This is a genomic window from Pseudorhodoplanes sp. (assembly GCF_046289595.1).
Lineage (GTDB): Bacteria > Pseudomonadota > Alphaproteobacteria > Rhizobiales > Xanthobacteraceae > Pseudorhodoplanes.
Genome location: NZ_JBKBVB010000016.1, coordinates 1 through 26,370, shown reverse-complemented (window position 1 = coordinate 26,370; position 26,370 = coordinate 1). Strand labels below are relative to the sequence as shown.

Below are 26,370 nucleotides of genomic sequence, written 5' to 3'. Positions count from 1 at the left end.
GTTTTCCCGATCCCCGGGGCGGCATCAAGCCTTAATAGCCTCGCATCACTGCGGATTTCGAAATCTGATTGCTGCGCAGCAGCGTGATCCGGCAATCCGATCCTGTCGCAAGGCGACGATCGCCCCCGGAGCAGACCTCCGGGGGCCGCTGCGGATGAGAATGCAGCGGCGGCGCTGCTTGCCCCGCACTTCGCTTGCCCCACCCTTCGCCTGCTCCACCCTTCACTTGCCCCACACCTCGTGGGACAATTCGACGATCTCCCGCATCTTGGCCCATTGCTGCTCCTCGGTGAGGATGTTGCCTTCCTCGGTCGAAGCGAAGCCGCATTGCGGCGACAGGCAGAACTGCTCGAGCGGGGCGAATTTTGTCGCCTCCTCGATCCGGCGTTTGACGTCGTCTTTCTTTTCCAGGGTGCCGCTCTTGGAGGTGATCAGCCCGAGCACCACCTGCTTCTCGCCCTTGGGCAGGAAGCGCAGCGGCTCGAAGCCGCCGGCGCGCTCGGTATCGTATTCCAGGAAATAGCCATCGAAATTGACCTGGCCCAGCAGCACCTCGGCCACCGGCTCGTAGCCGCCCGACGAAATGAAGGTCGAGCGGAAATTGCCGCGGCAGGCATGCATGGTGACCGTCATATCGGCCGGCTTGTCCTTCAGCGCGAGATTGATCATGTCGCGGTATTTCTGCTGGAGATCGTCGGTCTTGTCGCCGCGCTCGCGCGACTGCGCCAGTTCCTTCTCCGAGCAGAGATAGGCCCACACCGTGTCGTCGAACTGCAGATAGCGGCAGCCGGCGTCGTAGAAGGCCTTGACCGCCTTCGCATAGGCCTTGCCAAGGTCTTCGTAGAAGACATCGAGGTCCGGATAGACCTCCTTGCTGATCTTGATCCGCCCGGCCCGGAAATGCGCCACCGTCGGCGACGGGATCGTCATCTTCGGCACGACTTTTGTATTGGCCTTCAGAAACCGGAAATGCTCCAGGAACGGATGATCGAGCGGAAAATCGATCTTGCCGACGGTGCGGATGTCCCAGGCCTTGGTCTGCGCGCCCTGAAACTGAATGCCCTGGGTGTGGTCGTAGAGATCGATGCCATCGAGTCCGCCCAGGAAATCGAAGTGCCAGAAGGTGCGGCGGAATTCGCCGTCGGTCGCAAGCTGCATCCCGATCTCTTCCTGCTTGCGCACGAGCTTGACAATCTCCTCGTCCTCGACGGCCTTGAGTTGCGCCGCCGTGATCTCGCCCTTTTCGCGCTTGGCGCGCGCCTCTTTCAGCCGCTCGGGGCGCAGGAAACTGCCGACCTGGTCGGCGCGGAACGGCGGCCTGGTGCGTTGCGTCATGAAGCGTTCACTCCCATTCTTCTGTTGCCTGTCGGCGGTTCAATAGCGCGCCGGTACCGGCTTCTTGATCAGCACGGCGCCGGGCACGAGATCGCGGGTTCCCTGATTGCGAAACGCAAGTTGCAGATTGCGATGCGCAAGCCGCGCGTGTTCGCGCATCAACGCCTCGGCGCGCGCACCCTCGCGTTCCTCGATCGCGCGCACGACGCAATGATGATGGTCCTGGGCGATGGTCAAAATCTTGCGCGCCTCCGGCAGCACGGCCTGCACCATAACGAAACCGCTCGGCGAAGCGAAAGGCAGATTGAGCGCGCGATCGATCTGCCGCGCCAGAACCGGCGAATCCGCAGCGTCGATCAGCAGCGCGTGGAATTGCCCATTCAGTCCCACATATTGGGAAAAGTCGTCGACGCTGAGCGTGGGCCTGCCCACAAGCTCGTCGAGCTGCGCCAGCCGGTCCTTCAATTGCAGCATGACAGCATTGCGCACGCCGCGTTCGGCCGCGAGCCGCGCCGCAAAGCCTTCCAGGGTGCCGCGCATCTCGATCGCGTCATGGATGTCGCGCTCGGAGAACGCCTTGACGGCGAAGCCTCCGGAAGGGATCGCCTCGAGGAAGCCCTCTTCTTCGAGCCTGACCAGCGCCATGCGGATGGGCGTGCGCGAAATGCCGAGCCGTTCGACGACGGACAATTCCGAAATCCGGTCCCCCGGCTTCAAATCGCCGGACAGGATCAGGTCGCGCAGCGACAATTGCGCCTTGACGGTCTGCGATGACGCGCGCTCATGTTCGGCGGCCTGGCCCGGCACCGGAAGCCCTCCCTTGATTCCCGGTCTTGAGCTTGCCGGGAATTCATGCTGTATACAATACAGGCACGTCGGTTGGGTAGTCCATCCGGATTGCCAAAAAACGCTCAAATTCCGACCTAGGGACGAAACACGCAGAGGGCTCGAACGGCGGTTCTTCGCGCCCCTGTATACAGACATTTGATGTTTTGCCGGCAACGCAGGTTTTGGCGGAGACGCCCCGCCTCGCGCGACCGGCCGCCATGCGATCCGCCACGTCACGCAACGACCCATCATTCGGAGGAACCTGAGATGGCTTACAAGAACCTGGAAGAGAAGCTGAAAGCGGCCGGCAATGCCGTTGACATGATGCGCAACTCGCAGATCGGCGCCTATGTGTATCCGGTCGTGGCGCCCGAATTCACCAACTGGCGCGACGAGCAGCGCGCCTGGCGCGAAACCTGCGTGCTGTTCGATCAGTCGCACCACATGGTGAACCTGTTCGTGCGCGGCAAGGACACGGTGAAGCTTCTGTCCTATCTCTCCACCAACTCCTTCAAGAACTTCACCGTCGACAAGGCCAAGCAATTCGCGCCCGTGACGCCGTACGGCCATGTGATCGGTGACGGCATCCTGTTCTATCTCGCCGAGAACGAGATGGTGTATGTCGGCCGTAACCCGGCTGCGAACTGGATCGAATTCCACGCCAAGACCGGCGGCTTCGATGTCGAGACGCAGTATGACGACCGCTCGCCCTCGCGCCCGATGGGCAAGCCGGTGGTGCGTCAGTTCTATCGCTATCAGATCCAGGGCCCCAATGCTCAGGACGTCATCAAGAAGCTGAACAACGGCGTGATGCCGGATATCAAATTCTTCAACATGGGCTACATGACCATTGCCGGCCGCAAGGTGCGGGCGCTGCGTCACGGCATGGCCGGTGCGCCGGGCCTCGAAGTGTGGGGCCCCTATGCCGAGGGCGACGAGATCCGCAACGCCATTCTCGAAGCCGGCAAGGATTTCGGCATCGTGCCGGTCGGCTCGCGCGCCTACGCAACCAACACGCTGGAATCGGGCTGGATCCCGTCGCCCGTGCCGGCGATCTATTCCGGCGACAAGCTGAAGGCCTATCGCGAATGGCTGTCGCCGACCAGCTATGAGGCGAACGCCTCGATCGGTGGCAGCTTCGTCTCCAAGAATATCGAGGACTATTACACGACGCCGTATGAGCTCGGTTACAACACCTTCACCAAGTTCGACCACGACTTCATCGGTTCGGATGCGCTGAAGGAGATGGAAGGCAAGAACCACCGCAAGAAGGTGACCTTCGCCTGGGACAATGACGACGTGAACCGCATCAATGCGTCGATGTTCGCTCCGCATGGCGAAAACTACAAGTTTATCGATCTGCCGCTGTCGAACTACGCTTCGTCGTCCTACGACACCGTGATGGCGAAGGGCGGCAAGATGGTCGGCGCCTCGATGTTCTCGGGCTATTCCTTCAACGAGCGCAAGATGCTGTCGCTCGGCTGGGTCGAGGGCGAATATGCCAAGCCCGGCACCGAACTCACCCTCGTCTGGGGTGAAGAGAATGGCGGCACCAAGAAGACCACGGTCGAGCGTCACAAGCAGACCGAGATCAAGGTCGTGGTCGGCCCGACCCCGTATGCTGCAGAAGTCCGCACCGGCTACGAAGGCAAGTGGCGCCACCAGGCGGCGTAAGCCTCCCCGTCACTGAGCCTCCCTGTCACTGACGAAATGAAGAAGCCCCGGTGCGATGCACCGGGGCTTTTGCTGTCGTCGCCCTACGCGCGGACGACATCGTTCAAACCTGGAAGAACACCGTTTCCTTGTCGCCCTGCATGTGGACGTCCCAGCGCCAGACGTCGCCTTGCTTCTTCGCCATCAGCGTGGCGCGGCGCTCGGCCGGCACCAGCGCAAGGATCGGATCGGTGGCGTTGGCGGCCTCGCCGTCGAAATAGATGCGGGTATAGACCTGCCGCAGCATGCCGCGGCCGAAGATCGCGACCACGATATGCGGCGCCTGCATTTTTCCATCCGGACCCGGGACCGGCCCGGGCTTCACGGTGTCGAACTGGAACACGCCGTCCTTGTCGCAGGCCGAGCGGCCGTGGCCCTTGAACTTGGTATTCGGCAAACGGCGGCTGCCCGGCTCGTTGGAGTATTTGCCGTTGCCGTCGGCCTGCCAGATTTCCAGCATCGCGTCGGGGATCGGCTTGCCGTCGCCGTCATAGATGCCGCCCTCGATACGGATGCGGTCGCCGGCGACGTCGGGCGTGACGAGGTTCGAGCCGACGGTCTCCTTCCAGGAATAGGTCCCGTCCGGGTCCCAGTGCGCGCGACCCTTGGGCGTAAGGCCGTAGGCGTAGAACGGGCCGACGGTTTGCGAAGGCGTGAGAACTGACATGATCTTAATTCCCGTTCGTCTTAGTCGAGATCCGGAGGAGTCTGTTCGCGGCCGCGCAACACGATGTCGAAGCGGAAGCAGAGCGCCCAGTCCGGCACGGTGTTTTCCAGATCGAAGGACGAGATCATCCGCGCGCGGTCCTTCTCGTCCGGCACCGAATTGAAGATCGGATCGAACGGAAACAGATAGTCGCCCGGAAAGTACATCTGGGTGACAAGCCGCGACAGGAACGAGTGCCCGAACACCGAGAAGTGGATGTGATTGGGCCGCCAGGCATTGTAGTGATTGCCCCACGGATAGGCGCCCGGCTTCACGGTGATGAATTTGTAATAGCCGTTCTTGTCGGTGACGGTGCGGCCCGCCCCGGTGAAGTTCGGATCGAGCGGCGCCGGATGCTGATCGACGATATGCACGTAGCGGCCGCAGGCATTGGCCTGCCAGATTTCCACCAGCGCTTCGGGCACCGGCCGCTTGTCTTCGTCCAGCACATAGCCGTGCACGATGATGCGCTCGCCCAGCGGCTCGCCCTTGCCCTGCTTGGTCAGATCGTTGTCGTTTTCCTGGATCGCATCGTGACCGTAGATCGGTCCGGTCAGCTCGGAGAGCGTGTGCGGAGCCAGGATCAGCGGCTTGGTCGGCGACCGCTTCACCGTGCTCTTGTAATCGGGCGAGAGATGTTTCGGATAGGCCGACAGGCCATCCAGTGGATAAATCAGAGACATCGTTCAGTTCCCCTCGTCATTGTCCGACTCGCGCGCGGGACGCGCTATCCTGAAATTCAAAGCAACGGCCGGAAAGCGCGATCTGCCAATCAACCTCACGGCCGGACTTGACCTAGATCAAATTCTCTCCAGCGCCAGCGACACGCCCTGCCCGACCCCCACGCACATGGTCGCGAGCGCCTTCTTGCCGGAGCGCTTTTCCAGCGCATGCGCCGCCGTCATTGCGATCCGCGCGCCCGACATGCCGAGCGGATGACCGAGCGCGATGGCACCGCCATGCGGATTCACATGCTCAGCATCGTCCGGCACACCGAGCTGACGCAAAACCGCAAGGCCCTGCGAGGCGAATGCCTCATTGAGTTCGATCACGTCGAAATCGGTAATCTTGAGCCCGAGCTTATCCATCAGCTTGCGCGTTGACGGCACCGGGCCGATCCCCATGATGCGCGGCGGCACACCGGCGGACGCCATACCGAGGATGCGGGCGCGCGGTTTCAGCCCGTGCTTCTTCACCGCCTCCTCGGAGGCCAGAATCATCGCGGCGGCGCCATCGTTGACGCCCGAAGCATTCCCCGCGGTGACGGTGCCGTTCTCGCGGAACGGCGTCTTCAGCTTGGCAAGTTGCTCCAGCGTGGTGTCGGCGCGCGGATGCTCGTCCGTGTCGAAGATGGCGACTTCGCCCCTTTTCTTGCCGGGCACTTCGACCGGCACGATTTCCTCGGCGAAAAAGCCTGCGGCCTGCGCCTTGGCGGCGCGCTGTTGCGACCGCAGCGCAAATGCATCCTGATCGGCGCGCGTCACCTGGAATTCCTCGGCGACATTCTCGCCGGTCTCCGGCATGGAATCGACGCCGTATTGCTTCTTCATCAGCGGATTGATGAAGCGCCAGCCAATGGTGGTGTCGTAGATGTCGGCCTGCCGGGCGAACGCTTCCTGCGCCTTGCCCATCACGAATGGCGCGCGCGTCATCGACTCGACGCCGCCGGCGATGGCGAAATCGATTTCGCCGGCGCGGATTGCGCGCGCCGCGTCGCCCACCGCATTGAGCCCCGACGCACACAGCCGGTTCACCGTGATACCGGGAATGGAATCCGGCAGCCCTGCGAGCAGCAGCGCCATCCGCGCAACGTTACGATTGTCCTCGCCGGCCTGGTTGGCGCAGCCGAACACCACTTCGTCAAGCGCCGCCCAATCCACATTCGGATTACGCTTTACCAGCGCCTTGATCGGCACCGCGGCGAGGTCATCGGTCCGTACCTTCGACAGCGCGCCGCCGTAGCGGCCGATGGCGGTACGGGCGGCGTCGCAGAGGAATACGTCACGCATGGAATTGCCTTTCTTTCTCCCTCTCCGCAAAGCAAGCGGCGAAGAGGTTTGCTGGCGCCGGATCTCGTTATTCCTTCCCGCCGGCCTCGCCGTGGGCGCGCGCAGTGCGGGCATGCAGTTCGCGCAGCACCGTCAGCTCTTTTTCGGTCGGGGCCGGGGTTTCTGCGACCTTGTCGGCATATTTCACAGTCCAGCCGGTATTGTCCTGGATCTGCTCCCGCGTGACGCCGGGATGGATCGACGTCACCGTCATTTCCTTGGTGACCGGGTCCGGCTCGAACACGCACAGATCGGTCACGAGCTTGGTCGGCCCTTTGGTCTTCACGCCCAGCCGCTCGCGGTGATCGCCACCCTCGCCGTGCCCGAGCGAGGTGATGAAATCGAGCTTGTCGACGAACGAGCGCTTGCCCTGCGCCATGATGATGAAAATCTCGCCGCAGGAAGTCGCGATCTCCGGCGCGCCGCCGCCGCCCGGCAGCCGCACCTTGGGCTTGTCATAGGGACCGACAACCGTGGTGTTGAGGTTGGCAAATCTGTCGATCTGCGCGCCGCCCAGAAAGCCGACGGTGATACGCCCGCCCTGCAGCCAGTAACGGAACATTTCGGGCACCGAGACCGTGGTCAGCGCGGTCTCGCAGAGTTCGCCGTCGCCGATGGAGAGCGGCAGCACGGTCGGCTTGGTCGCCAGCGTGCCCGACTCGTAGATCAGCGTGATGTCGGGCGCATGCGTCAGGCGCGCGAGATTGGCGGCCGCCGATGGCATGCCGATGCCGACGAAGGTCACGTCGGAGTTCTTCAGCGCGCGTGCCGCGGCGATGGTCATCATCTCGTTGGGCTTGTAATTCATCGCACTTACTCCGCCGCCGTGCGCAGGCCTTCGACATGACGCGCGAAATCCTCCGGCGTCTTGTCGAGTACGTTTTCCTTCATCCAGGCCAGGAAGGTCTCACGCTCGCGCGCAATCCCGTCCCATTGCTTATAGAAGGCGTTGAAGCGCTTGTAGTAGCCCTGCGCATAGGACGGGAACGCGCCGCCCGGCACCACCGCGATCGCGCCCACTGTCCAGCTCGGCAGAATCACTGCATTCAGGCTGCGCGGGCCGAAATCGTCGACGATCTCCTCCACCGTCACGATCGACTTTTTCGCGGCCAGCACCGCTTCCTTCTGAACGCCGAGAATGCCCTCAAGCAGGACATTGCCTTCCTTGTCGGCGCGCAGCGCATGGATCACCGCGACGTCGGGCCGGTGCGCCGGCACGGTCGCGAGCGTCTCGCCGGTATAGGGGCAGTTGATGTATTTGATCGCCGGATTCACCTTCGGCAAATCGGTGCCGATATAACCGCGGAACACCGTGAACGGCAGGCCGGCGGCGCCGGCGGCATAAGCATTGGCCATCGCGGCATGCGAATGCTCGACGATCTCGATCTTGTTCGGCCAGCCCTTCTCGACCGCATCGCGCAGCCGGTGCAGCGAGCCGACGCCCGGATTGCCGCCCCAGGAGAAGATCACCTTGTCGGCGCAGCCCATGCCGATCATCTGGTCGTAGATCAGGTCCGGCGTCATCCGCAAAAGCGTCAGATGCTTCCTGCCCTGGCGGATGATTTCGTGCCCCGCGGCATGCGGGATCAGGTGGGTGAAGCCTTCCATCGCGACCGTATCGCCATCCTTGATGGTCGACGACACGGCCTCGGCAAGCGACATGACACGCGACATATCAGACGGTTCCTCAGGCGCGACGGACGCGCCGTTTTGCATTTATTCTATTTACGGAGCGGGTTTCGGGCGGTCAAATGCCAGCGAATCCAACTCAAGTCCAATGTTTTGGCGGCACATCTGACATGACTCTGCTTTCGCCCGAGCCGATCCTGCGCGTGAATGCCGAACTCGCCGACATCCTGCAATTCGGGGCGACCCCCATCGGGGAGCGGCGGGTGATCAATATCCTCGGCGGCACCGTGACCGGCAAAGTGACCGGCCAAATTTTGCCCGGCGGGGCGGACTGGCAATTCATCCGCGCCGACGGCGCCGCCCATGTCGAGGCGCGCTATACCATCCGGGCCGACAGCGGCGCGCTGATCCTGGTCTCGAGCGAGGGGCTCCGGCACGGCCCGCCGGAGGTGCTGGCACGCCTCCTCACCGGAGAGGCGGTCGATCCGTCGCTCTATTATTTCCGCACCTGCATGCGCTTCGAGACCGGCGACCGGGAGCTCGACTGGCTGAACCGGGTGATCGCGATCGCGCGTGGCGCGCGCGAGAAGAATGCGGTCAAGCTGGACGTCCACGAGGTGCTGTGAGGCCGGCTGTCCGGTGGCGGCCGCAGCCTCTCCGGACGATGGCGGCCGGGGGACTCCCCTCCGACGGCCGCGGACCATTGCGCCTGATCAGCGAAACAGCGCACGTCGGCAAGAAACCCCAATATTTCGTGCTTTTGTTCATCCATACTTGTAAGGATGGGGATTGACCGCCGAGCGGTTTTCGGGAATTTGTTGTCAACCACAACAATTAGACCAAACACAACAATCAGACCAAGGCCCGGTGAGGCCGTCTCGGGGACCGATGCCAAGGACCAAGATCGACATTCCGAATTTGCCCTCCGTCGTCACCGCCGAGCGCGATGGCGAGATCGGCTTTCTGCGCCTGTCGCGGCCTGAAAAGCGCAATGCGCTGAACGACACGCTGGTGATGGGCATCGAGGCCTATTTCGCCGGCCTGCCGAATGACATCCGCGCCGTGGTGCTGACCGGGGACGGCGACCATTTCTCCGCCGGCCTCGATCTCTCCGAACTGACGGTGCGCGGCACGGTGGAATCCGTGCATCACTCGCGCAACTGGCATCGTGTGTTCGACATGTTCGAATTCGGCAAGGTGCCGGTCATCGCGGTGCTGCACGGCGCGGTGGTGGGCGGCGGCCTCGAACTGGCGTCGGCCTGCCATGTCCGCGTTGCCGAAAAGTCCGCCTATTACGCGCTCCCGGAAGGCGTGCGCGGCATTTATGTCGGCGGCGGCGGCTCGGTGCGCATCCCGCGGCTGATCGGCGCGTCGCGCATGATGGACATGATGCTGACCGGCCGGACTTATGGGGCCGAGGATGGGCTGTCGATGGGCTTGTCCCACTATCTGGTCGAGAACGGCGCTGGCCTGGAGAAGGCCATCGAGCTTGCCAAGCGCTGCGCCGCCAACACCCCGATGACAAATTATGCCGTCATGCACGCGCTGCCACGAATTGCGGACATCGACCGTCCGGGCGGCTATATGATGGAGGCTCTGATGGCTGCGATCTCCTCCGGCAGCGAGGAGGCGCAGGCAAGGCTCAAGGATTTTCTGGAGAAGCGCGCGCCCAAGGCCCTGCACAAGGGTTGATCGGCAAGTCGGACAACAGTCAGACACAAAGTCACTGAACACGCCGATCAAGAACAACAAGGCCGCGCAGGGTAGGAACAAAGCCAATGGCGCAAGCGCCTCAGATTTCGCGTAGCGACACAACGGCGCCGATCCGGCCGGTGAAGCTTGAGAAGCCGGAGATCGACATCGAACGGCGGCCGGACGGCACCCTGCTGATCCGTTCTCGCTATCCGCTCGATCCGTATCCCGACCGGATCACCGACCGCCTGGTGCATTGGGCCAAGGAGACGCCGGACCGCACCTTCATGGCCGCCCGCGACGAAAACGGCGAATGGCGGCACATCACCTATGCGCAGGCGCTGCAATATGCCAAATGCATCGGCCAGGCCCTGCTGTCGCGCAACCTGTCGCCGGAACGGCCGGTCGCGATCCTGTCCGGCAACGATCTCGAACACGCCATGCTGGCGCTCGGCTGCCTCTATGTCGGCATTCCCTATGCGCCGATCTCGCCGGCCTATTCGCTGATCTCGTCCGATTTCGGCAAGCTGCGCTATATCGTCGACCTGCTCACGCCCGGCATGGTGTTCGCCTGCGACGGCCAGCAATATGCCAAGGCGATCCAGGCGATCATTCCGCAAGACGTCGAACTCGTCTTCACCCGCAATCCTATGCCGGGCCGCAAATCGGTCGCCTTCGACGATCTTGCCGCCACCGTCCCGACCGATGCGGTCGACGATGCCCACCAGAAGGTCGGCCCGGACACCATCGCGAAATTCCTGTTCACCTCCGGCTCGACCGGCATGCCGAAGGGCGTGATCAACACCCAGCGCATGTGGTGCTCGAACCAGATCATGGTGCGCTCGGCCTTGCAGTATCTGCAGGACGAGCCGCCGACCATTCTCGACTGGGCGCCGTGGCATCACACCGCGGGCGGCAATCACGATGTCGGCCTCGTGCTCTATAACGGCGGCACCTTCTACATCGACGAGGGCAAGCCGCTGCCGGGCGCGATCGAACAGACGGTGCGCAACCTGAAGGACGTCGCCTGCACCTGGTATTTCAACGTGCCGAAGGGCTACGAGGCGCTGCTGCCGTTCTTCCGGACCGACGAGCAGCTCCGCCGCAATTTCTTCTCGCGGCTCAAAGTGCTGTGGTATGCGGGCGCGGCGATCGCACAACACGTCTATGACGAGTACCAGCAACTCGCGATGCAGACGGTCGGACAACGAATCCTGTTCCTGACCGGCCTCGGCTCGACCGAAACCGCGCCGTTCGCGATGAGCCGGATGTGGGAGAGCGTGCACGGCGTCAATATGGGGCTGCCGGCGCGCGGCTCGACGCTGAAGCTCGTGCCGTCGGGCGACAAGCTGGAAGCCCGTTTCAAGGGCCCGCACATCACGCCGGGCTATTGGCGGCAGCCCGACCTTACGGCGAAGGCGTTCGACGAGGAAGGCTTCTACAAGATCGGCGACGCGCTGAAATTCGAGGACGAGAATAACCCGCTGCAGGGTCTGCTGTTCGACGGCCGCATCGCCGAGGACTTCAAGCTCGGCACCGGCACCTGGGTCAGCGTCGGTCCCTTGCGTGCGGCTTTCATCTCGCACTTTGCGCCGTATGTCCGCGATGTGGTGATCGGCGGCGCCGACCGCGACTATATCGCGGTCATCGTCATTCCCGATGTCGAGGCGCTGCGCAAATACGCGCCGGACCTGCCGGAGGATGCCGCCGCCGCCGACGTGCTGGAGCATGACGGCGTGAAGGCGAAATTCAAGGAGTTGCTGACGAGCTTCGCCAAAGCCTCGACCGGATCGTCCAACCGCGTGATGCGCGCGATCCTGCTTTCCGAACCGCCCTCGCTCGATGTCGGCGAAATCACCGACAAGGGCTCGATCAACCAGCGCGCAGTGTTGAGCCATCGCAAGGCGATGGTGGACGAGATGTATTCCGATCCGCCGTCCTCGCGGGTCATCACCGTCGACAAAAAGGCCTGACATGTCCGACAAGATTCCCGGCATCGGCGCAACCTTCACCGATGCGTGGCTGGTGGAGGGCGTCCGCACGCCCTTCGTCGATTATAACGGCGCGCTTGCCGCGATCTCGCCGACCGATCTCGGCATCAAGGTCGGCCGCGAGGTGCTGAAGCGCGCCGGCGTCAAGGGCGACGACGTCGATACCGTCATCACCGGCGGCATGGCGCAGGCGAGCTTCGACACCTACTGCCTGCCACGCCATGTCGCGCTCTATTCCGGCGCGCCGATCGACACCCCGGCGCATCACGTGCAGCGGGTCTGCGGCACCGGCATCGAGGTGCTGTCGCAGGCCTCCGACGCAGTCTCGCTCGGCCGCGCCGATCTTGCGCTCTGTGTTGGCGCGGAATCGATGAGCCGCAATCCGGTGGCGTCCTATACCAGCCGCGGCGGCTTCCGCATGGGCCAGGTCGAGTTCAAGGACTTCCTCTGGGAGGCCCTGCTCGATCCCGCCGCCAAGGTGACGATGGGGGACACCGCCGAGAATCTCGCCCGGCAATACCAGATCACCCGCAAGGAGGTGGACGAATTCGCCGCACGTTCCTTCGACCGCGCGCTCGCCGCGCAGAAGGACGGCTTTCTCGACGGCGAAATCGTGCCGGTCAAGACCGAGACCTTTGATCTGCCGGGCTATGAATCGCGCGGCATCAGGCTGTCGCGGAAAGTCCCCGAGGTGACGGCCGACAGCCATGTGCGGCCTTCGCCCGTCGAGACACTGGCGAAAATCCCGCCGGCCTTCGGCGGCGTGCAGACCGGCGGCAATTCCTCGGCCATCGTCGACGGCGCCGCCGCGGCGCTGGTCGCGAACTCCGATTATCTGAAGAAGAACGGCAAGACGCCGCTCGCCCGCATCGTGGCGTCCGCCGTGGTCGGCGTGCCGCCCGAAGTCATGGGCATCGGGCCGGTGCCGGCGATCAAGGCGGTGCTGGAGCGTGCGGGCTTGACGCTCGCCGACATCGACCGCATCGAGATCAACGAGGCCTTCGGCGCGCAGGTCATGGCCTGCGCCCGCGAACTCGGGCTCGACGAGGACAAGCTCAACGTCAATGGCGGCGCCATTGCCATCGGCCATCCGCTTGGCGCCACCGGCATCCGCATTACGACGACATTGGCGCGTGAGCTCAAGCGCAAGGGATTGCGCTACGGCATCTCGTCGGCCTGCATCGGCGGCGGCCAAGGCATCGCGATGCTGATCGAGAACACCGAGGCCGCTAACTAGTGTCCCGTTCGTCCCCGCGAAAGCGGGGACCCAGCGAAAGAGAGGCTGGATTCCCGCCTTCGCGGGAATGACCGGAGGAAAGAGCGAGACGAACACATGGACATCAACGGACAGGTCGCAGTCATTACCGGCGGCGCATCGGGGCTCGGCGCCGCGACCGCGCAAACCTTCGTGAATGCCGGCGCCAAGATCGCACTGCTCGACATCAATCTGGCCGCGGCTCAGCAAACTGCCGACAAGCTCGGCGGCATCGCGGTGAAGTGCGACGTCACCGACGAGCAAAGCGCCACCGATGCTTTGTCCGAGGTGCAGAAGGCATACGGCGTCGGCCGCGTCCTGGTGAATTGCGCGGGCGTCGGACCGCCGAAGCGCATCGTCGGCCGCGACGGCCCGATGCCGCTCGCCGACTACAAGAAGGTGATCGACATCAACCTGATCGGGACCTTCAACATGATGCGGCTGTTCGCGGCGGCGCTGTCGAAAGCCGAACCGCTGGACGGCGGCGAGCGCGGCGTCATCATTTCGACCGCCTCGGTTGCGGCTTTCGAGGGTCAGATCGGCCAGGCCGCCTATTCGTCGTCGAAGGGCGGCGTCGTGGCGCTGACCATCCCGGCGGCGCGCGAATTCGCCCAGTTCGGCATCCGCGTGATGACCATCGCGCCCGGCATTTTCCACACGCCGATGCTGGCGGCGCTCCCCGAAGACGCGCAGAAAAGCCTCGGCGCTTCGGTGCCGTTCCCGCCGCGGCTCGGCCGGCCGGAGGAATATGCCGATCTTGCGCTGTTCATCGTGCGCAACGGCTACATGAACGGCGAGACCATCCGCATCGACGGCGCGCTGCGGATGGCGCCGCGCTAGCTTCCTTGTTATTCACGGAGCGTCACACAACCTCCGTTCAATCCGCGAAAGCGGGAATCCAGTATCCATGGCGCTGGATCCCCGCTTTCTCGGGGACGAACGGACCTAAAGGCTTGGACTACAGATAATGCTCAGCAACAGCCGCAGCGTCAGGATCGAATGGGGCGATTGCGACCCCGCAGGCATCATCTTCTATCCGCGCTATTTTGCGATGTTCGATCACTCGGTCACGATGCTGATCACCGCGGCTTCCGGCGTCAGCAAGGCCGAGCTGCTGAAGAAATTCGAGTTCGACGGCTATCCGCTGGTCGCGACGCAGGCGAAATTCATTCAGCCGACCCGGTTCGGCGACGACGTGATCATCCAGTCCACCTTCGTGCGGGTCGGCCGGTCCAGCTTCGAGATCAAGCACCAGATCCGCAAGAACAACCAGGTCGCCGTCGAGGGCCAGGAAACCAGAGCCTGGGTCAAGCGCGATCCGGCTGACCGGACCAAGATCAAGGCGCATCCGCTGCCGGAAGAACTGGCGGCGCGTTTCCGCGGCGAGTTTTAGCCCAGCGCCGTCGAAATCTTTCGCAATATCCTGACGAATTGCGCGCGGTCGCGCGGTCCGACGATGTCGTCCAGTTCGCGCTCGTGACGCTCGGCGCAGTCCTGCATCGCGCGGACCACCTTGCGCCCGGCATCGGTGAGCGACAATTCGTAGAGCCTGCGGTCGCTGCGCGTGCGCGTCCGGCTGATCAGACCGCGCTTGACCAGATCGTCCAGTACCGGCGTCAGCGTGGACTTGTCGCTGCCGATCGCGCGGGCGAGCGCGGTCTGGCTCATCCCGGGATTGCGGTCGATGAGGATGAGTGCGGCGAAACGTCCGGGGCTCAGGCCGACCGACTGTGTGTGCCGTGCGAAAGACTGGAAGGAAGCGATCTGCGCCATCCGCAGGCGGAAACCGATCCAGTCGTCGAACGGACCGAAATCCAGCGAATCCGCCGCTTGCGGCTCGGGTGAGGTCTCGGCAATCGCTGCCGGTCGTGTCGCGGAACGTGCCACGCTTGCCCTGCACCCCTGAAGCGTTCATGACGATTGCAAAATAGTTTTAATACCAACTATCCCGCTTTACAATGCTTCGGGATTTCTGCTGAATGCTTCCAAGCTCCGGGCCAACCGGATATGCGAACGCACGGGAGGACGTATGATGTCTAAAGCGCGCAACGCCCTCGTCGGCATGTCGGCCGCCGCCATCCTGACGATGGCCGGTGCCGCTACGGCGCAGGATCAAACCGTCGAACTCAAGATTGCCCACTGGATTCCGCCCACACACTCGATCCATCGCGCGATGGAGGAGTGGGCAAAGTCGATCGAGAAGGCCTCGAACGGCACCATCAAGTACCGGATCTATCCGGCCCAGCAATTGGGCAAGGCCACCGACCATTACGACATGGCGCGCGACGGCATCGCCGACGTCACCTTCGTCAACCCCGGCTATCAGCCGGGCCGCTTCCCGATCATCGCCGCCGGCGAATTGCCGTTCCTGATGACCAACGCCAAGGGCGGGTCGCAGGCGCTGGATGCCTGGTACCGGCAATATGCCGAGAAGGAAATGAAGGACGTGAAAGTGTGCATCGTGCATGCGCACGATCCGGGCGCCCTGCATGCCAAGAAGAAGATCGAAACGCCCGATCAGCTTTCGGGCATGAAAATCCGTCCGGCCCAGGCCACCATGGCAGCGTTCGTGACCTCGCTCGGCGGTACCAATGCGCATGGCTCCGCGCCGGAAGCCCGCGACATGCTGGAGAAGGGCGTCGCCGATGCAATCACCTTCCCCTGGGGCTCGGTGCTGCTGTTCAAGCTCGACGGCGTGGTGAAATACCACATGGACGTGCCGCTCTACGCCACGACCTTCGTGTGGGCGATCAACCGCAACAAATACAACCAGATGTCGGCCGCGCAGAAGAAAGTGATCGACGATCACTGCAATTCCGAATGGGCGCTCAAGCTGGCTTCGCCCTGGGCGGACAACGAAAATTCCGGCCGCGAGAAGCTGATGAAGGCGCCGGGACACACCGTCTATCAACTCACCGAGGCCCAGCTCGATCAGTGGAAAAAGGCCGCCGAACCGCTCGTCAAGAAGTGGGCAGACGAGGTCAAGAAGGCAGGCTACGATGCCGATAAAATTCTGGGCGACCTGAAAAACGAACTCAAGAAGCGCGACTCGGCCTATTGATGAGCGCCCCCGCAAAACGCGGCATTGTCGATCGTGTGATCGACGCAATCGAGGTGACAGCGGCGATCTTCCTCGCCGCTGTCACCTTGTTGACCTTTGTATCCGTCGGCGCCCGCTATCTTTTCAGCTTCGGCATTCTCGATGCCTACGACTTCTCGCGCCTGCTGCTCGGCATCCTGATTTTCTGGGGCATTGCAGTCACAAGTTATCGCGGCGACCACATCACGGTCGACCTGCTCTGGAGCTGGGGCGGCCCCGGCCTGAAGCGCGCACTCGATACCTTTGCCTCGCTGGTGTCGCTCGGCGCGATGCTGGTCTTCACCTGGATGATGGGCGAGCAGGTGCTGAGCACGCGCGCCTCCAACCTCCTGACCTTCGACCTGCGCTATCCGGTCTGGATTTTCTATTTCGTGGCCTGGATCGGTCTGGCCTGCGCCATTCTTCTTCTGGTCGTGCGCACCATCCGCCTGATCGTGCGGCCCGAGGTCATCGAGCAGCAACCTCACGTCAAGGTCGATTGAGCCGTTCCCATGAGTACTGATGCGGTCGCGGTCATCGGGTTCGTATCGCTATTCGTCGCCATGCTGCTGCGGGTGCCGATCGGCATCGCGATGGGGACGGTTGGCGTGCTCGGTTTCGGCTATCTCGCGGATATGGGGCCGGCGCTCCGCATCCTGGCGCAGTCGCCGATCCGGACGGCAACCGATCTGGGCTTCGGCGTTGTCCCGCTGTTCCTGCTGATGGGCGCTTTCGCGACCGCCTCCGGCATGAGCCGCGAGCTCTACGCTGTCGCGCATGCCTTCCTCGGCCATTTCCGCGGCGGCCTCGGCACCGCCACCATTGCCGCATCGGCGGGCTTCGCCGCGATCAGCGGCTCCTCGGTCGCCTCGGCCGCTACTTTCGCAAATGTCGCCTATCCCGAAATGCGCCGCTACGGCTATCCGGCGACCTTCGCCACCGGGGTGATCGCCGCCGGCGGCACGCTCGGGATCATGATCCCGCCATCGGTGGTGCTCGCGGTCTACGGCATCATTACCGAACAGGATATCGGCAAGCTGTTCATCGCCGGCATCGTGCCGGGCATCATCGCGACGTCGATGTATGTGCTGTGCGTGATGTTTCTCGCCGCCCGCAACCCGGAGGCGTTTCCGCTGGCGCCCAAGGCGTCGTGGCCGGAACGCCTCGCCTCGCTGCGCGGCGTGTGGGCGATATTGCTGCTGTTCTTCTTCGTCATCGGCGGCATCTATGGCGGTGCCTTCACTCCGACCGAAGCAGCCGGCATGGGCGCCGGCGGCGCCTTCCTGATCTCCCTGCTGCGCGGCCGGCTGACGCTGGCGCTGACGATCAAATGCCTGGTCGATACCGTGCGCACCTCGGCCGCGGTTTTCACCATCCTGATCGGGGCGATGATCTTCGGCTACTTTCTGACGATCACCCAGACCCCGCAGAAGGTCACCGACTTCATCACCCATCTCGGCCTCGCACCCTATGTGGTGCTGCTGCTGGTGATGCTGATGTATCTCCTGCTCGGCTGCATCCTCGATGCCATGGCGATGATCATCCTGACCATCCCGATCATCTTCCCGGCGATGATGGAACTCGGCTTCGACCCGATCTGGTTCGGCGTGATCATCGTGATGACCGTGGAACTCGGACTGATCACCCCGCCGATCGGCATGAATGTGTATGTCATCAACAGCGTGCTCAAGGACGTCAACCTCTCCACGATCTTCTATGGGGTGACGCCGTTCATCATCACCGACGTGATCCGGCTCGCGATCCTGGTCTCGTTCCCGATCCTGTCGACGTTCCTGCCCTCGCAGATGTGAGACTGCGCGCGGCCGTGGGACGAATCCCGCCGGTTTGAGGGATCAAACCGGTGCCTTTTATAATTGTGCCAAGGTGCTAAATACCGGACCAACGGCTCACGATTGTCCGGCGGCAAGTGCTCATGGAACGGTCATTCAAGAAGGAAGTGCAGTCCCTGCGGCTCGGCGAGGGCCAGACCTTCCACGGCGAGGGCATCCTCGCCGTCACCAAGGCGCTGCTGCAGTCCGGGGTCTCCTATGTCGGCGGCTACCAGGGCGCGCCGGTGTCGCACCTCCTCGACGTGATGGTCGATGCGGAGGACTACCTCAAGGAACTCGGCGTCCACGTCGAAACCTGCACCAACGAGGCCTCCGCCGCCGCCATGCTCGGCGCCTCGATCAACTACCCGATCCGCGGCGCGGTGACCTGGAAGGCCATCGTCGGCACCAATGTCGCATCCGACGCGCTCTCCAACCTCGCTTCCCCCGGCGTCATGGGCGGTGCCATGATCATCGTCGGCGAGGATTACGGCGAGGGCGGCGCGGTGATCCAGGAGCGCTCGCACGCTTATGCGCTGAAATCCTCGATCTGGCTGCTCGATCCGCGCCCGGATCTGCCGAGCATCGTCCGCATCGTCGAGAAGGGCTTCGAGCTGTCGGAAGCGAGCCACGCGCCGGTCATGCTCGAATTGCGCATCCGCGCCTGCCATGTGACCGGCGCCTTCTCTGCCAAGGACAACATCAAACCGGCGATCTCCGAACTTCATCGAACCGGGCCGGCGCCGCATAATTTCGCCAAGCTTGCCCATCCGCCTGTGACCTTCGCGCACGAGAAGCTGAAGGTCGAGCAGCGCATGCCGGCCGCACGCGATTTCATCCAGCGCGAAAAGCTGAACGAGTTCTTCCCTGGCGACCTGAAGGACATCGGCATCATCGTCCAGGGCGGCCTGTATAACGGCACGCTGCGTGCTCTCGAACGCCTTGGCCTGGCCGACACCTTCGGCGACTGCCGCGTGCCGATCCTGTGCCTCAACGTCACCTATCCGCTGGTGCCGGAGGAAATCCGCTCCTTCTGCGCCGACAAGAAATCGGTGCTGATCGTCGAGGAAGGCTTCCCCGAATATATCGAGCAGATGGTCGCGACCGAATTGCGGCGCGGCGACATCCAGACCAGGCTCTATGGCAAGGACGTGCTGCCACAGGCGGGCGAATATACCCAAGAAGTGCTGATGCGCGGCCTCGCGCAGTTCCTGATCGAGGCCAAACCCGCCCGGCTCGACACGGCCGCCGTGGGCGAGCGCATCAAGAAGCTGACCGCGCATCTTCCGGCGGTTCAGCATTCGTTGCGCGACCTGCCGCCGCGGCCGCCGACCTTCTGCACCGGCTGTCCCGAACGCCCTGTCTTCTCCGCGCTCAAGCTGACGCAGCAGGAAATCGGCAATGCGCATATCTCCGCCGATATCGGCTGCCACTGCTTCGGGCTGTTCGCGCCGTTCAGCATGGGCAATTCGGTTCTCGGCTACGGCATGTCGCTCGCGAGCGCGGCCGCGGTCGGGCCGAACACCAACAAGCGGCCGATCGCGGTGATGGGCGACGGCGGCTTCTGGCATAACGGCCTGATCACTGGCGTCACCTCGAACCTGTTCAACAAGGGCGACGGCCTGCTGATCGTGTTCCAGAACGGCTACACATCGGCGACCGGCCTGCAATACATGCCCTCCTCCAAGGCAAGCCGCGCCGGCGAAGGCCAGACCGCCGATATCGAGCAGACGCTGAAGACCATGGGGGTCAAATGGCTGCGCAAGGTGCGCACCTATTCGGTCGGCAAGATGATGGCGACCATCAAGGAGGCGCTGGCCAGCGCCGAGCATGGGCTGAAGGTCATCATCGCGGACGGCGAATGCCAGCTCGCGCGCCAGCGCCGGGTGCGCGCCGAGGATGCTGCCAAGCTCACCCGCGGCGAGCGCGTGGTGCGCACCAAGTTCGGGGTCGACGACGAAATCTGCACCGGCGACCATTCCTGCATCCGGCTCTCCGGCTGCCCCTCGCTCACCATCAAGCCATCGCCCGATCCGCTGCGCACCGATCCGGTGGCGAGCGTGGTCGAATCCTGCGTCGGCTGCGGCCTGTGCGGCGAAGTCGCGCATGCCGCCGTGCTGTGCCCGTCTTTCTATCGCGCCGAGATTATCCGAAATGCCACATGGTGGGACCGCACCCTGTTCAACATCCGCCGCGCCGTGATCGGCTGGTTCGGCGGCCGTCCGCGTGAGGCCGACATGCCCGCAGGCGCGGTGCCCGCCGCAGCGCGCGAACAGGTGACCGCATGATCAAGGAGCAGCGTCCCGTCACCATGCTGATCGCCGCGCTTGGCGGCGAAGGCGGCGGCGTGCTCACCAACTGGATCATGTCGGCCGCAGCCGAGCTCGGCCTGCCGGCGCAATCGACCTCGATCCCCGGCGTCGCCCAGCGCACCGGCGGCACCACCTATTATATCGAAATCTATCCGACGACCTGGCAGGAGCTTGGGCTGCGCCGTCCGGTGCTCGCGCTGGCGCCCGGCATCGGCGATATCGACGTGCTGGTTTCGTCCGAATTCATGGAAGCGGGCCGCTGCATCGCCAATGGCTTCTGCACGCCGGACCGCACGCTATTGATTTCCTCGACCAGCCGCTTCTACGTCATCAACGAGAAGATGGCACTGGGCGACGGCCGCTTCGACGAAAGCCGCCTGCTTGAGGCCGCCGAGAAGAATGCGCAAGGCCGCATCCTGTTCGACATGGAGGCGGTCGCGAAGGAAGCCGGCGCCATGATCAATGCGGTGATGCTCGGCGCCATTGCCGGCTGTGGCAAGCTGCCAATTCCGGTCGAGGCGTTCGAGCGCGCGATCCGCGCCGAGGGCAAGGCCGCGGAGGCCAACCTGCGCGGCTTCCAGGCCGGGCTCGCGATGGCGCGGAGCGAAGCAACGAGCCTGCGCCGCCCCGCCGAGGGCAAGCGCCGCGAAAAGCCGCGCAACGATCTCGCGACACTGGAGCGCGACATCCGCGCGACCATGCCGCAATCGGCTCAGGACATCGTGATCGAGGGCGTGCGCCGCCTTGCCCGCTTCCAGGACGGCGACTATGCGCGTCTGTTTCTCGACCGGCTCGCCCCGGTGCGCGATCACGAAGCGCAGATGCAGGGCGACGGCAAATTGCTGCGCGAGACCGCGCGCCATCTCGCGGTGCGCATGTCGTTCGAGGATCTGATCCGCGTCGCCCAAGCCAAAATCGACCCGGCCCGCATGCAGCGCATCGAGCAGGAACTCGGGGCGAGGAATGGCGAGCCCTATTCGGTGACCGAATTCCTCAAGCCCGGCATCGAGGAAATGTGCCAGGTGCTGCCGCCATGGCTGGCGCGGCGCATCATCGCGTTTTCCGAAAAGCGCGGCTGGCTGGACCGTTTCCACATCGGCATGTATGTGCAGACCACCTCGGTCACGGGCTACCTGCGTTTCTGGCTGCTGGCGAAAATGCGGCCGTTGCGCCGCTATATGCACCGCTATGTCGAGGAACAGGCGCAGATCGAGGCGTGGCTATCGATGATCATGCAGGGCGCGCGGCTCTCGCCGGCACTCGGGCTCGAGATCGCCGAATGCGCGCGGCTGATCAAGGGCTATGGCTCGACCCACAAGCGTGGTACGCAGAATTTTCACACCATCGAAACCCGCCTGATCCGTCCGGCCCTGCAGGGCCAGCTTCCAATCAAGGACGCGATCGACGGCATTGCCAGCGCCCGTACCGCCGCGCTGGTCGATCCGGAAGGACAATCGCTGGCAAAATGCCTCGACGAGTTCGACGCCCGGCTGTCCTTCCGCATTGCGGCGGAATAGCCCGCATGCCCGCACCGGCATTGTAAGCGGCGGGGCGGTCCGCTATGCGTCTACGCCGCTGAAATCCCGGCACATGTGTCCGTTCGTCCGAGTGGGTGAGGTATCGTCATGTCAGGCCCGTCCGGCGCAAGGCAAAGCAAACACGCGCCGATCGCGGCCGAGATTTTCCTGAAGACCCTCGCCGAACACGGCGTCGACTACTTCTTCTGCAATCCCGGCACTGACTTTCCCCCCATCGTGGAGGCCTTCACCCGCGCGCGGCACAGCAACGCCAGGCTGCCGCGCCCGGTGCTGGTTCCGCATGAGAATCTGGCGGTCGCGATGGCGCACGGCGCCTATCTGATGACCGGCCGGCCGCAGGCCGTGATGGTGCATGTCAATGTCGGCACCGCCAATACCATCAACAACGTCACCAATCTCGCGCGCGACCGCGCGCCGCTGATCCTTGCCGCGGGCCGCACGCCCTTTACCGAGAAAGGCAGCTTCGGCTCGCGCAGCCGTTCGATCCACTGGGCGCAGGAGATGTTCGACCAGGCCGGCATGCTGCGCGAACTGGTGAAGTGGGATTACGAGATGAAGGTGCCGGAACAGGCCGCCGATGTCGCCGCCCGCGCCTACGAGATGACGATGACGAGCCCGCGCGGCCCGGTCTATCTGGTTCTGCCGCGCGAGCCGCTCGCCGCCCCGGTATCCGAAACGCTGGCCTCGACGCCGCGTCAGGTGCCAAGTGTCGGTTGTCCCGACCCGCAGGCGATCGCGACGCTTGCGGACTGGATTGCAAAGGCGCAGTCGCCGCTGATCGTCACATCCTCGGACGGCGATCCGCGTGCCGTGGCCGCGCTCTCCAAGCTTGCGGACACGTATGCACTGCCGGTCGTGAACCATAATCCGCGCGTGGTTACACTGCCGTCGAGCCATGCGATGCATGCCGGCTACGATTCCGGCCCGCTGGTGCCGGAGGCCGACCTGATCGTCAACGCCGAATGCGACGTGCCGTATTATCCGCATTCCGACAAAGTGATGAGCGGCTGCAAATTCGCCCATATCGGCGAGGACCCGGTCTATCAGCGCTATCCGATGCGCTCGTTCCCGAGCGATCTGTCGCTGGTGGCGCGTTCGGCCGATGCTTTCGAGGCGCTCCATGCCGCACTGGAACAGCATCGTCCGGCGATGGCCGCCGCGATCGACGCGCGCCGCAAAAAAATGGCCGAACGGCGCAGGGAACGCACTGACAAGGCGGAGCAGGCCGTGCGCGGCGCATCCGACAAAATCACGCCGGCCTATCTCAGCCGTTGTATCGGCGAAGCCTTCGGCACTGACGCCGTCATTTTCAACGAATACCCGCTGTCGCTGGAATATTGCCCGCGCGAGAAGCCGGAGACCTTTTATTCGCTCGGCCCGGCGGGCGGGCTGGGCTGGGGCCTTGGCGCCGCCATCGGCGCAAAGCTCGCCGCACCGGACAAGCTGATCGTCGCGACGCTCGGCGACGGCAGCTACATGTTCGGCAATCCGACCGTGAGCCATTGGGTGCAGGACAAGTTCAATCTGCCGGTGCTCTCGATCGTCTTCAACAACAGCCGCTACGGTGCGGTGCGGCGGGCGACGCTCTCGATGTTCAAGGACGGCGTGGCCGGCGAGACCGACGGGCGCTTCCTTGCCGATCTCGATCCGTCGCCGCCCTTCGACGCCTTCGTGACCGCGCAGGGCGGCCATGGCGAACGGGTCGAGCGGCCGGAGGACGTGCCCGCGGCGCTCAAGCGCGCGCAGGACGCCGTGCGCGGCGGCCGGCAGGCGCTCCTCAACGTGATCACGCCGTACTGATGTTTGCCAAAAGCCGCCACATCCGCTCGTCCCCGCGAAAGCGGCGACCCAGAGTCAAGAACTGGATTCCCGCTATCGCGGGAATGACCGGATTTTGTGGCGCCACCCCTGCAATACAGACGCGCTAACCCAGGGAACACCGCATGCGTATCGACGCCTTCAACCACTTTTTCCCGAAAAAATATTTCGACATGCTGCTGGCCAGCGGGCTGCCGGACATTGGCAAGCGCGCCACGCAATTGCCCGCGCTGCACGACCTCGATCACCGCCGCAAGATCGTCGGCAGCTTCAAGGACTACAGGCAGGTGATCTCGCTGGCCGCGCCAACCCTCGAACAGGTTTCCAAGGGCGACCCAAAACGTGCGGTCGAATTCGCCAAAGTCGGCAACGACGGCATGGCCGAACTCTGTGCGAAATATCCGGACGAGTTTGCAGGCTTTGTCGCGCAGACCCCGCTGACTGCGCCCGATGCCGGAATTGCCGAAACCACGCGCGCCATCAACGAGCTTGGCGCCTGCGGCACGCAGATCTTCACCAATGTCGAAGGCAAGCCGCTCGACGCACCGGAATTCCGTCCCTTTTTCGCGGCGATGGAGAAACTGGACAAGCCGATCTGGGTGCATCCCTCGCGCGGCGCCAATTTCCCGGATTATCTCAGTGAGAAGAAATCGCTGTACGAAATCTGGTGGACCTTCGGCTGGGCCTACGAGACCGCGGCGATGATGTCGCGTCTCGTCTTTTCGAAAATTCTCGACGACATGCCCAAGCTGAAGGTCATCGTGCATCATTTCGGCTCGATCGTGCCGACGCTGGAGGGCCGCGTCGGCCCGGGCTGGGATCAGTTCGGTTCACGCACGTCGGATGAAGACTACGGCGCGCTGCTCAAAAGCCTCAAGAAGCGCCCGCTCGACTATTTCAAGCACGACTTCTATCCGGATACGGCGACCTTCACCTCGGAAGGCGCGATGAAGATCGGCTTCGGCTTTTTCGATCTCGACAAGGTGATTTTCGCATCGGACTGCCCGTTCGATCCGGAAAAGGGCACGATGTATATCCGCGAGACGCTGCGCATTCTCGACGAATACGGCATGCCGAAGGAGGATCTCGACAAGGTCTATTACAAGAACCTGGAGCGGATCACCGGCAAGACATTTGTGAAGTAGCCGCCTGCCTGTCATGGCCGGGCTTGACCCGGCCATCCACGTCTTGCCGAACAAGGACAGGCATGGATGCCCGGCACAAGGCCGGGATGACGGACGATCGTGCGGCCGTGAGACGCTGCGCTGTTGAAGACTTTGCCGGGGCCCGCCCCGGCGATTTCTTTTCCAGCCAGCGGTTTGATAGCTTGCCCGCCATGGACGCTCCCCACAAACCATCGCAGGCCAAGGCCCCGCCGCCCGGCACCGGGGGCACGGCCGCCAAAGCAGGCGACGACGCCGGCCGCGTGACCCCGATGATGGAGCAATTCATCGAGATCAAGGCGGCCAATCCGGATTGCCTGTTGTTCTACCGGATGGGCGATTTCTACGAATTGTTCTTTGACGACGCCGAGGTGGCGTCGCGCGCGCTGGGCATCGTCCTCACCAAGCGCGGCAAGCATCTTGGCAACGACATCCCGATGTGCGGCGTGCCGGTCGAGCGTTCCGATGAATATCTGCACAAACTGATCGCGCTCGGCCACCGCGTCGCGGTGTGCGAGCAGCTCGAAGACCCGGCAGAGGCGAAGAAGCGCGGCGCCAAGAGCGTGGTGCAGCGCGGGGTGGTGCGGCTCGTCACGCCGGGCACGCTGACCGAAGACACGCTGCTCGACGCCCGCCGCAACAATTACTTGCTGGCCCTGGCGCGCGCCCGCACCTCGTCGACGGAAGACCGCGGCCGGTTCGCGCTCGCATGGATCGACATCTCCACCGGCGAGTTCCGCGTTACCGAATGCGAGCCCGGCCAGCTCGCAGCCGAGATCGCAAGGATCGAGCCGGGAGAGATCATCGTCTCCGACGCGCTCTATGCGGACGCGGAGGTCGCGCCGCTCTTGCGCGCCTTTGAGCATGTGATGCCGCTGGCCCGCGACGTGTTCGACGGCGCAACTTCGGAGCGGCGGCTGTGCGATTATTTCCGGGTCGCCACCACCGAAAGCTTCGGACCGCTGTCGCGGCTCGAACTGACTGCGGCGGCGGCCTGCGTCACCTATGTCGAGCGCACGCAATTCGGCAAACGGCCGCCGATGTCGCCGCCGCTGCGCGAGAGCGCCGGTGCCTGCCTTGCGATCGATGCGGCGACCCGCGCCAATCTCGAACTGATGCGGACGCTGTCGGGCGAGCGCAGGGGTTCGCTGCTCGCCGCCATCGACCGTACCGTCACATCCGCCGGCGCGCGCCTCCTCTCGCAGCGCCTCGCGGCCCCGCTCACGGACCCCGATGCCATCGCGCGACGGCACGATGCGGTGGCGTTGTTCGTTGCCGATCCCGCGATACGCGGCGACGTGCGCACGACGCTGAGGAGCGCGCCCGACCTCGCGCGCGCGCTGTCGCGGCTGGTCATCGGCCGCGGCGGACCGCGCGATCTTGCCGCGATCCGCGACGGCCTCGCTGCCGCGTCCGCGCTCGCCTTGCGCCTGT

The 26,370-nt window shown here is 63.9% G+C and carries 22 protein-coding genes and 1 pseudogene; 15 read left to right on the top strand and 8 right to left on the bottom strand.

All coding sequences use genetic code 11. The annotated features are described in order from the left end of the window. Nucleotides 1-222: 222 nt before the first annotated feature. On the bottom strand, nucleotides 223-1,335 hold the full coding sequence (locus ACK41X_RS05620; protein ID WP_409720129.1) for a cobalamin-independent methionine synthase II family protein: 1,113 nt from the start codon (nucleotides 1,333-1,335) through the stop codon (nucleotides 223-225). Nucleotides 1,336-1,374: 39 nt separating this feature from the next. After that, nucleotides 1,375-2,142: a GntR family transcriptional regulator gene (locus ACK41X_RS05615; protein ID WP_409720127.1), complete on the bottom strand. Its 768-nt coding sequence runs from the start codon at nucleotides 2,140-2,142 to the stop codon at nucleotides 1,375-1,377. Between the two features lie 288 nt (nucleotides 2,143-2,430). On the opposite strand from ACK41X_RS05615, the gene ACK41X_RS05610 reads away from it, so the two are divergent. Continuing rightward, nucleotides 2,431-3,837 carry an aminomethyl transferase family protein gene (locus tag ACK41X_RS05610; RefSeq protein ID WP_409720125.1) on the top strand — a complete coding sequence of 469 codons (1,407 nt, stop codon included), beginning with the start codon at nucleotides 2,431-2,433 and terminating at the stop codon, nucleotides 3,835-3,837. Between the two features lie 103 nt (nucleotides 3,838-3,940). Here the strand turns inward: ACK41X_RS05610 and pcaG are convergent, their stop codons facing one another. From pcaG to ACK41X_RS05585, 5 genes are all read right to left on the bottom strand, one after another. Beyond that, the gene (gene pcaG / locus ACK41X_RS05605; RefSeq protein ID WP_409720123.1) at nucleotides 3,941-4,543 is read right to left on the bottom strand and encodes a protocatechuate 3,4-dioxygenase subunit alpha; all 603 of its coding nucleotides are present in this window, start codon (nucleotides 4,541-4,543) and stop codon (nucleotides 3,941-3,943) included. 20 nt (nucleotides 4,544-4,563) lie between these two features. Next, on the bottom strand, nucleotides 4,564-5,265 hold the full coding sequence (pcaH, locus tag ACK41X_RS05600; RefSeq protein ID WP_409720122.1) for a protocatechuate 3,4-dioxygenase subunit beta: 702 nt from the start codon (nucleotides 5,263-5,265) through the stop codon (nucleotides 4,564-4,566). Between the two features lie 117 nt (nucleotides 5,266-5,382). Further along, nucleotides 5,383-6,591 carry a 3-oxoadipyl-CoA thiolase gene (gene pcaF / locus ACK41X_RS05595; RefSeq protein ID WP_409720120.1) on the bottom strand — a complete coding sequence of 403 codons (1,209 nt, stop codon included), beginning with the start codon at nucleotides 6,589-6,591 and terminating at the stop codon, nucleotides 5,383-5,385. Nucleotides 6,592-6,658: 67 nt separating this feature from the next. After that, entirely contained in the window at nucleotides 6,659-7,438 is a 780-nt protein-coding gene (locus tag ACK41X_RS05590; RefSeq protein ID WP_409720118.1) for a CoA-transferase subunit beta, read from the bottom strand. Nucleotides 7,439-7,443: 5 nt separating this feature from the next. Further along, entirely contained in the window at nucleotides 7,444-8,304 is an 861-nt protein-coding gene (locus tag ACK41X_RS05585) for a CoA transferase subunit A (protein ID WP_409720116.1), read from the bottom strand. A gap of 125 nt (nucleotides 8,305-8,429) precedes the next feature. Here ACK41X_RS05585 and ACK41X_RS05580 point away from each other — a divergent pair, with 125 nt between their 5' ends. The 6 genes from ACK41X_RS05580 to ACK41X_RS05555 all read left to right on the top strand — a co-directional run bounded on the left by ACK41X_RS05580 (nucleotide 8,430) and on the right by ACK41X_RS05555 (nucleotide 14,590). After that, the gene (locus ACK41X_RS05580; protein ID WP_409720114.1) at nucleotides 8,430-8,885 is read left to right on the top strand and encodes a DUF3237 domain-containing protein; all 456 of its coding nucleotides are present in this window, start codon (nucleotides 8,430-8,432) and stop codon (nucleotides 8,883-8,885) included. A gap of 262 nt (nucleotides 8,886-9,147) precedes the next feature. Continuing rightward, nucleotides 9,148-9,951 carry a crotonase/enoyl-CoA hydratase family protein gene (locus ACK41X_RS05575; protein ID WP_409720112.1) on the top strand — a complete coding sequence of 268 codons (804 nt, stop codon included), beginning with the start codon at nucleotides 9,148-9,150 and terminating at the stop codon, nucleotides 9,949-9,951. A gap of 86 nt (nucleotides 9,952-10,037) precedes the next feature. Continuing rightward, nucleotides 10,038-11,924 carry a feruloyl-CoA synthase gene (locus ACK41X_RS05570; RefSeq protein WP_409720110.1) on the top strand — a complete coding sequence of 629 codons (1,887 nt, stop codon included), beginning with the start codon at nucleotides 10,038-10,040 and terminating at the stop codon, nucleotides 11,922-11,924. 1 nt (nucleotide 11,925) lies between these two features. Then, nucleotides 11,926-13,179 (top strand): thiolase family protein, encoded by a 1,254-nt coding sequence (locus ACK41X_RS05565; RefSeq protein WP_409720108.1) that lies wholly within the window; start codon nucleotides 11,926-11,928, stop codon nucleotides 13,177-13,179. A 96-nt stretch (nucleotides 13,180-13,275) separates the two neighbouring features. Next, nucleotides 13,276-14,037, top strand: a complete 762-nt coding sequence (locus tag ACK41X_RS05560) for an SDR family NAD(P)-dependent oxidoreductase (protein WP_409720106.1) — start codon at nucleotides 13,276-13,278, stop codon at nucleotides 14,035-14,037. Between the two features lie 127 nt (nucleotides 14,038-14,164). Beyond that, nucleotides 14,165-14,590, top strand: coding sequence for an acyl-CoA thioesterase (locus ACK41X_RS05555; protein WP_409720104.1), 426 nt, complete (start codon nucleotides 14,165-14,167; stop codon nucleotides 14,588-14,590). On the opposite strand, the gene ACK41X_RS05550 is transcribed toward ACK41X_RS05555, so the two are convergent. Continuing rightward, the gene (locus ACK41X_RS05550) at nucleotides 14,587-15,084 is read right to left on the bottom strand and encodes a MarR family winged helix-turn-helix transcriptional regulator (protein WP_409720102.1); all 498 of its coding nucleotides are present in this window, start codon (nucleotides 15,082-15,084) and stop codon (nucleotides 14,587-14,589) included. The two genes, ACK41X_RS05555 and ACK41X_RS05550, sit on opposite strands and share 4 nt — an antisense overlap. 142 nt (nucleotides 15,085-15,226) lie before the next feature. Between ACK41X_RS05550 and ACK41X_RS05545 the strand changes: the two genes are divergently transcribed. The 8 genes and pseudogenes from ACK41X_RS05545 to ACK41X_RS05510 all read left to right on the top strand — a co-directional run. Further along, the gene (locus ACK41X_RS05545; RefSeq protein ID WP_409720100.1) at nucleotides 15,227-16,258 is read left to right on the top strand and encodes a TRAP transporter substrate-binding protein; all 1,032 of its coding nucleotides are present in this window, start codon (nucleotides 15,227-15,229) and stop codon (nucleotides 16,256-16,258) included. Continuing rightward, the gene (locus ACK41X_RS05540) at nucleotides 16,258-16,779 is read left to right on the top strand and encodes a TRAP transporter small permease (protein ID WP_409720098.1); all 522 of its coding nucleotides are present in this window, start codon (nucleotides 16,258-16,260) and stop codon (nucleotides 16,777-16,779) included. The genes ACK41X_RS05545 and ACK41X_RS05540 overlap by 1 nt, the downstream gene beginning before the upstream one ends. A 9-nt stretch (nucleotides 16,780-16,788) precedes the next feature. Continuing rightward, nucleotides 16,789-18,087, top strand: a complete 1,299-nt coding sequence (locus ACK41X_RS05535) for a TRAP transporter large permease (RefSeq protein ID WP_409720096.1) — start codon at nucleotides 16,789-16,791, stop codon at nucleotides 18,085-18,087. A gap of 122 nt (nucleotides 18,088-18,209) precedes the next feature. Then, nucleotides 18,210-20,393 (top strand): thiamine pyrophosphate-dependent enzyme, encoded by a 2,184-nt coding sequence (locus ACK41X_RS05530; RefSeq protein WP_409720094.1) that lies wholly within the window; start codon nucleotides 18,210-18,212, stop codon nucleotides 20,391-20,393. Beyond that, nucleotides 20,390-21,934: an indolepyruvate oxidoreductase subunit beta family protein gene (locus ACK41X_RS05525; RefSeq protein ID WP_409720092.1), complete on the top strand. Its 1,545-nt coding sequence runs from the start codon at nucleotides 20,390-20,392 to the stop codon at nucleotides 21,932-21,934. Before ACK41X_RS05530 ends, ACK41X_RS05525 begins: the two co-directional genes overlap by 4 nt. 108 nt (nucleotides 21,935-22,042) lie before the next feature. Then, the gene (locus ACK41X_RS05520) at nucleotides 22,043-23,755 is read left to right on the top strand and encodes a thiamine pyrophosphate-requiring protein (protein WP_409720090.1); all 1,713 of its coding nucleotides are present in this window, start codon (nucleotides 22,043-22,045) and stop codon (nucleotides 23,753-23,755) included. Between the two features lie 143 nt (nucleotides 23,756-23,898). After that, nucleotides 23,899-24,918 carry an amidohydrolase family protein gene (locus ACK41X_RS05515; RefSeq protein WP_409720088.1) on the top strand — a complete coding sequence of 340 codons (1,020 nt, stop codon included), beginning with the start codon at nucleotides 23,899-23,901 and terminating at the stop codon, nucleotides 24,916-24,918. Nucleotides 24,919-25,109: 191 nt separating this feature from the next. Then, nucleotides 25,110-26,370 (top strand): annotated as a pseudogene (locus ACK41X_RS05510) (DNA mismatch repair protein MutS); the annotation flags it as partial.

Coding starts and splice junctions, on each gene's coding strand:
- ACK41X_RS05555 (WP_409720104.1), top strand. CDS start 14,165: ATGCTCAGCAACAGCCGCAGCGTCAGGATCGAATGGGGCGATTGCGAC.
- pcaG (WP_409720123.1), bottom strand. CDS start 4,543: ATGTCAGTTCTCACGCCTTCGCAAACCGTCGGCCCGTTCTACGCCTAC.
- ACK41X_RS05540 (WP_409720098.1), top strand. CDS start 16,258: ATGAGCGCCCCCGCAAAACGCGGCATTGTCGATCGTGTGATCGACGCA.
- pcaH (WP_409720122.1), bottom strand. CDS start 5,265: ATGTCTCTGATTTATCCACTGGATGGCCTGTCGGCCTATCCGAAACAT.
- ACK41X_RS05570 (WP_409720110.1), top strand. CDS start 10,038: ATGGCGCAAGCGCCTCAGATTTCGCGTAGCGACACAACGGCGCCGATC.
- ACK41X_RS05530 (WP_409720094.1), top strand. CDS start 18,210: ATGGAACGGTCATTCAAGAAGGAAGTGCAGTCCCTGCGGCTCGGCGAG.
- ACK41X_RS05575 (WP_409720112.1), top strand. CDS start 9,148: ATGCCAAGGACCAAGATCGACATTCCGAATTTGCCCTCCGTCGTCACC.
- pcaF (WP_409720120.1), bottom strand. CDS start 6,591: ATGCGTGACGTATTCCTCTGCGACGCCGCCCGTACCGCCATCGGCCGC.
- ACK41X_RS05520 (WP_409720090.1), top strand. CDS start 22,043: ATGTCAGGCCCGTCCGGCGCAAGGCAAAGCAAACACGCGCCGATCGCG.
- ACK41X_RS05620 (WP_409720129.1), bottom strand. CDS start 1,335: ATGACGCAACGCACCAGGCCGCCGTTCCGCGCCGACCAGGTCGGCAGT.
- ACK41X_RS05560 (WP_409720106.1), top strand. CDS start 13,276: ATGGACATCAACGGACAGGTCGCAGTCATTACCGGCGGCGCATCGGGG.
- ACK41X_RS05545 (WP_409720100.1), top strand. CDS start 15,227: ATGATGTCTAAAGCGCGCAACGCCCTCGTCGGCATGTCGGCCGCCGCC.
- ACK41X_RS05590 (WP_409720118.1), bottom strand. CDS start 7,438: ATGAATTACAAGCCCAACGAGATGATGACCATCGCCGCGGCACGCGCG.
- ACK41X_RS05610 (WP_409720125.1), top strand. CDS start 2,431: ATGGCTTACAAGAACCTGGAAGAGAAGCTGAAAGCGGCCGGCAATGCC.
- ACK41X_RS05525 (WP_409720092.1), top strand. CDS start 20,390: ATGATCAAGGAGCAGCGTCCCGTCACCATGCTGATCGCCGCGCTTGGC.
- ACK41X_RS05585 (WP_409720116.1), bottom strand. CDS start 8,304: ATGTCGCGTGTCATGTCGCTTGCCGAGGCCGTGTCGTCGACCATCAAG.
- ACK41X_RS05580 (WP_409720114.1), top strand. CDS start 8,430: ATGACTCTGCTTTCGCCCGAGCCGATCCTGCGCGTGAATGCCGAACTC.
- ACK41X_RS05515 (WP_409720088.1), top strand. CDS start 23,899: ATGCGTATCGACGCCTTCAACCACTTTTTCCCGAAAAAATATTTCGAC.
- ACK41X_RS05535 (WP_409720096.1), top strand. CDS start 16,789: ATGAGTACTGATGCGGTCGCGGTCATCGGGTTCGTATCGCTATTCGTC.
- ACK41X_RS05565 (WP_409720108.1), top strand. CDS start 11,926: ATGTCCGACAAGATTCCCGGCATCGGCGCAACCTTCACCGATGCGTGG.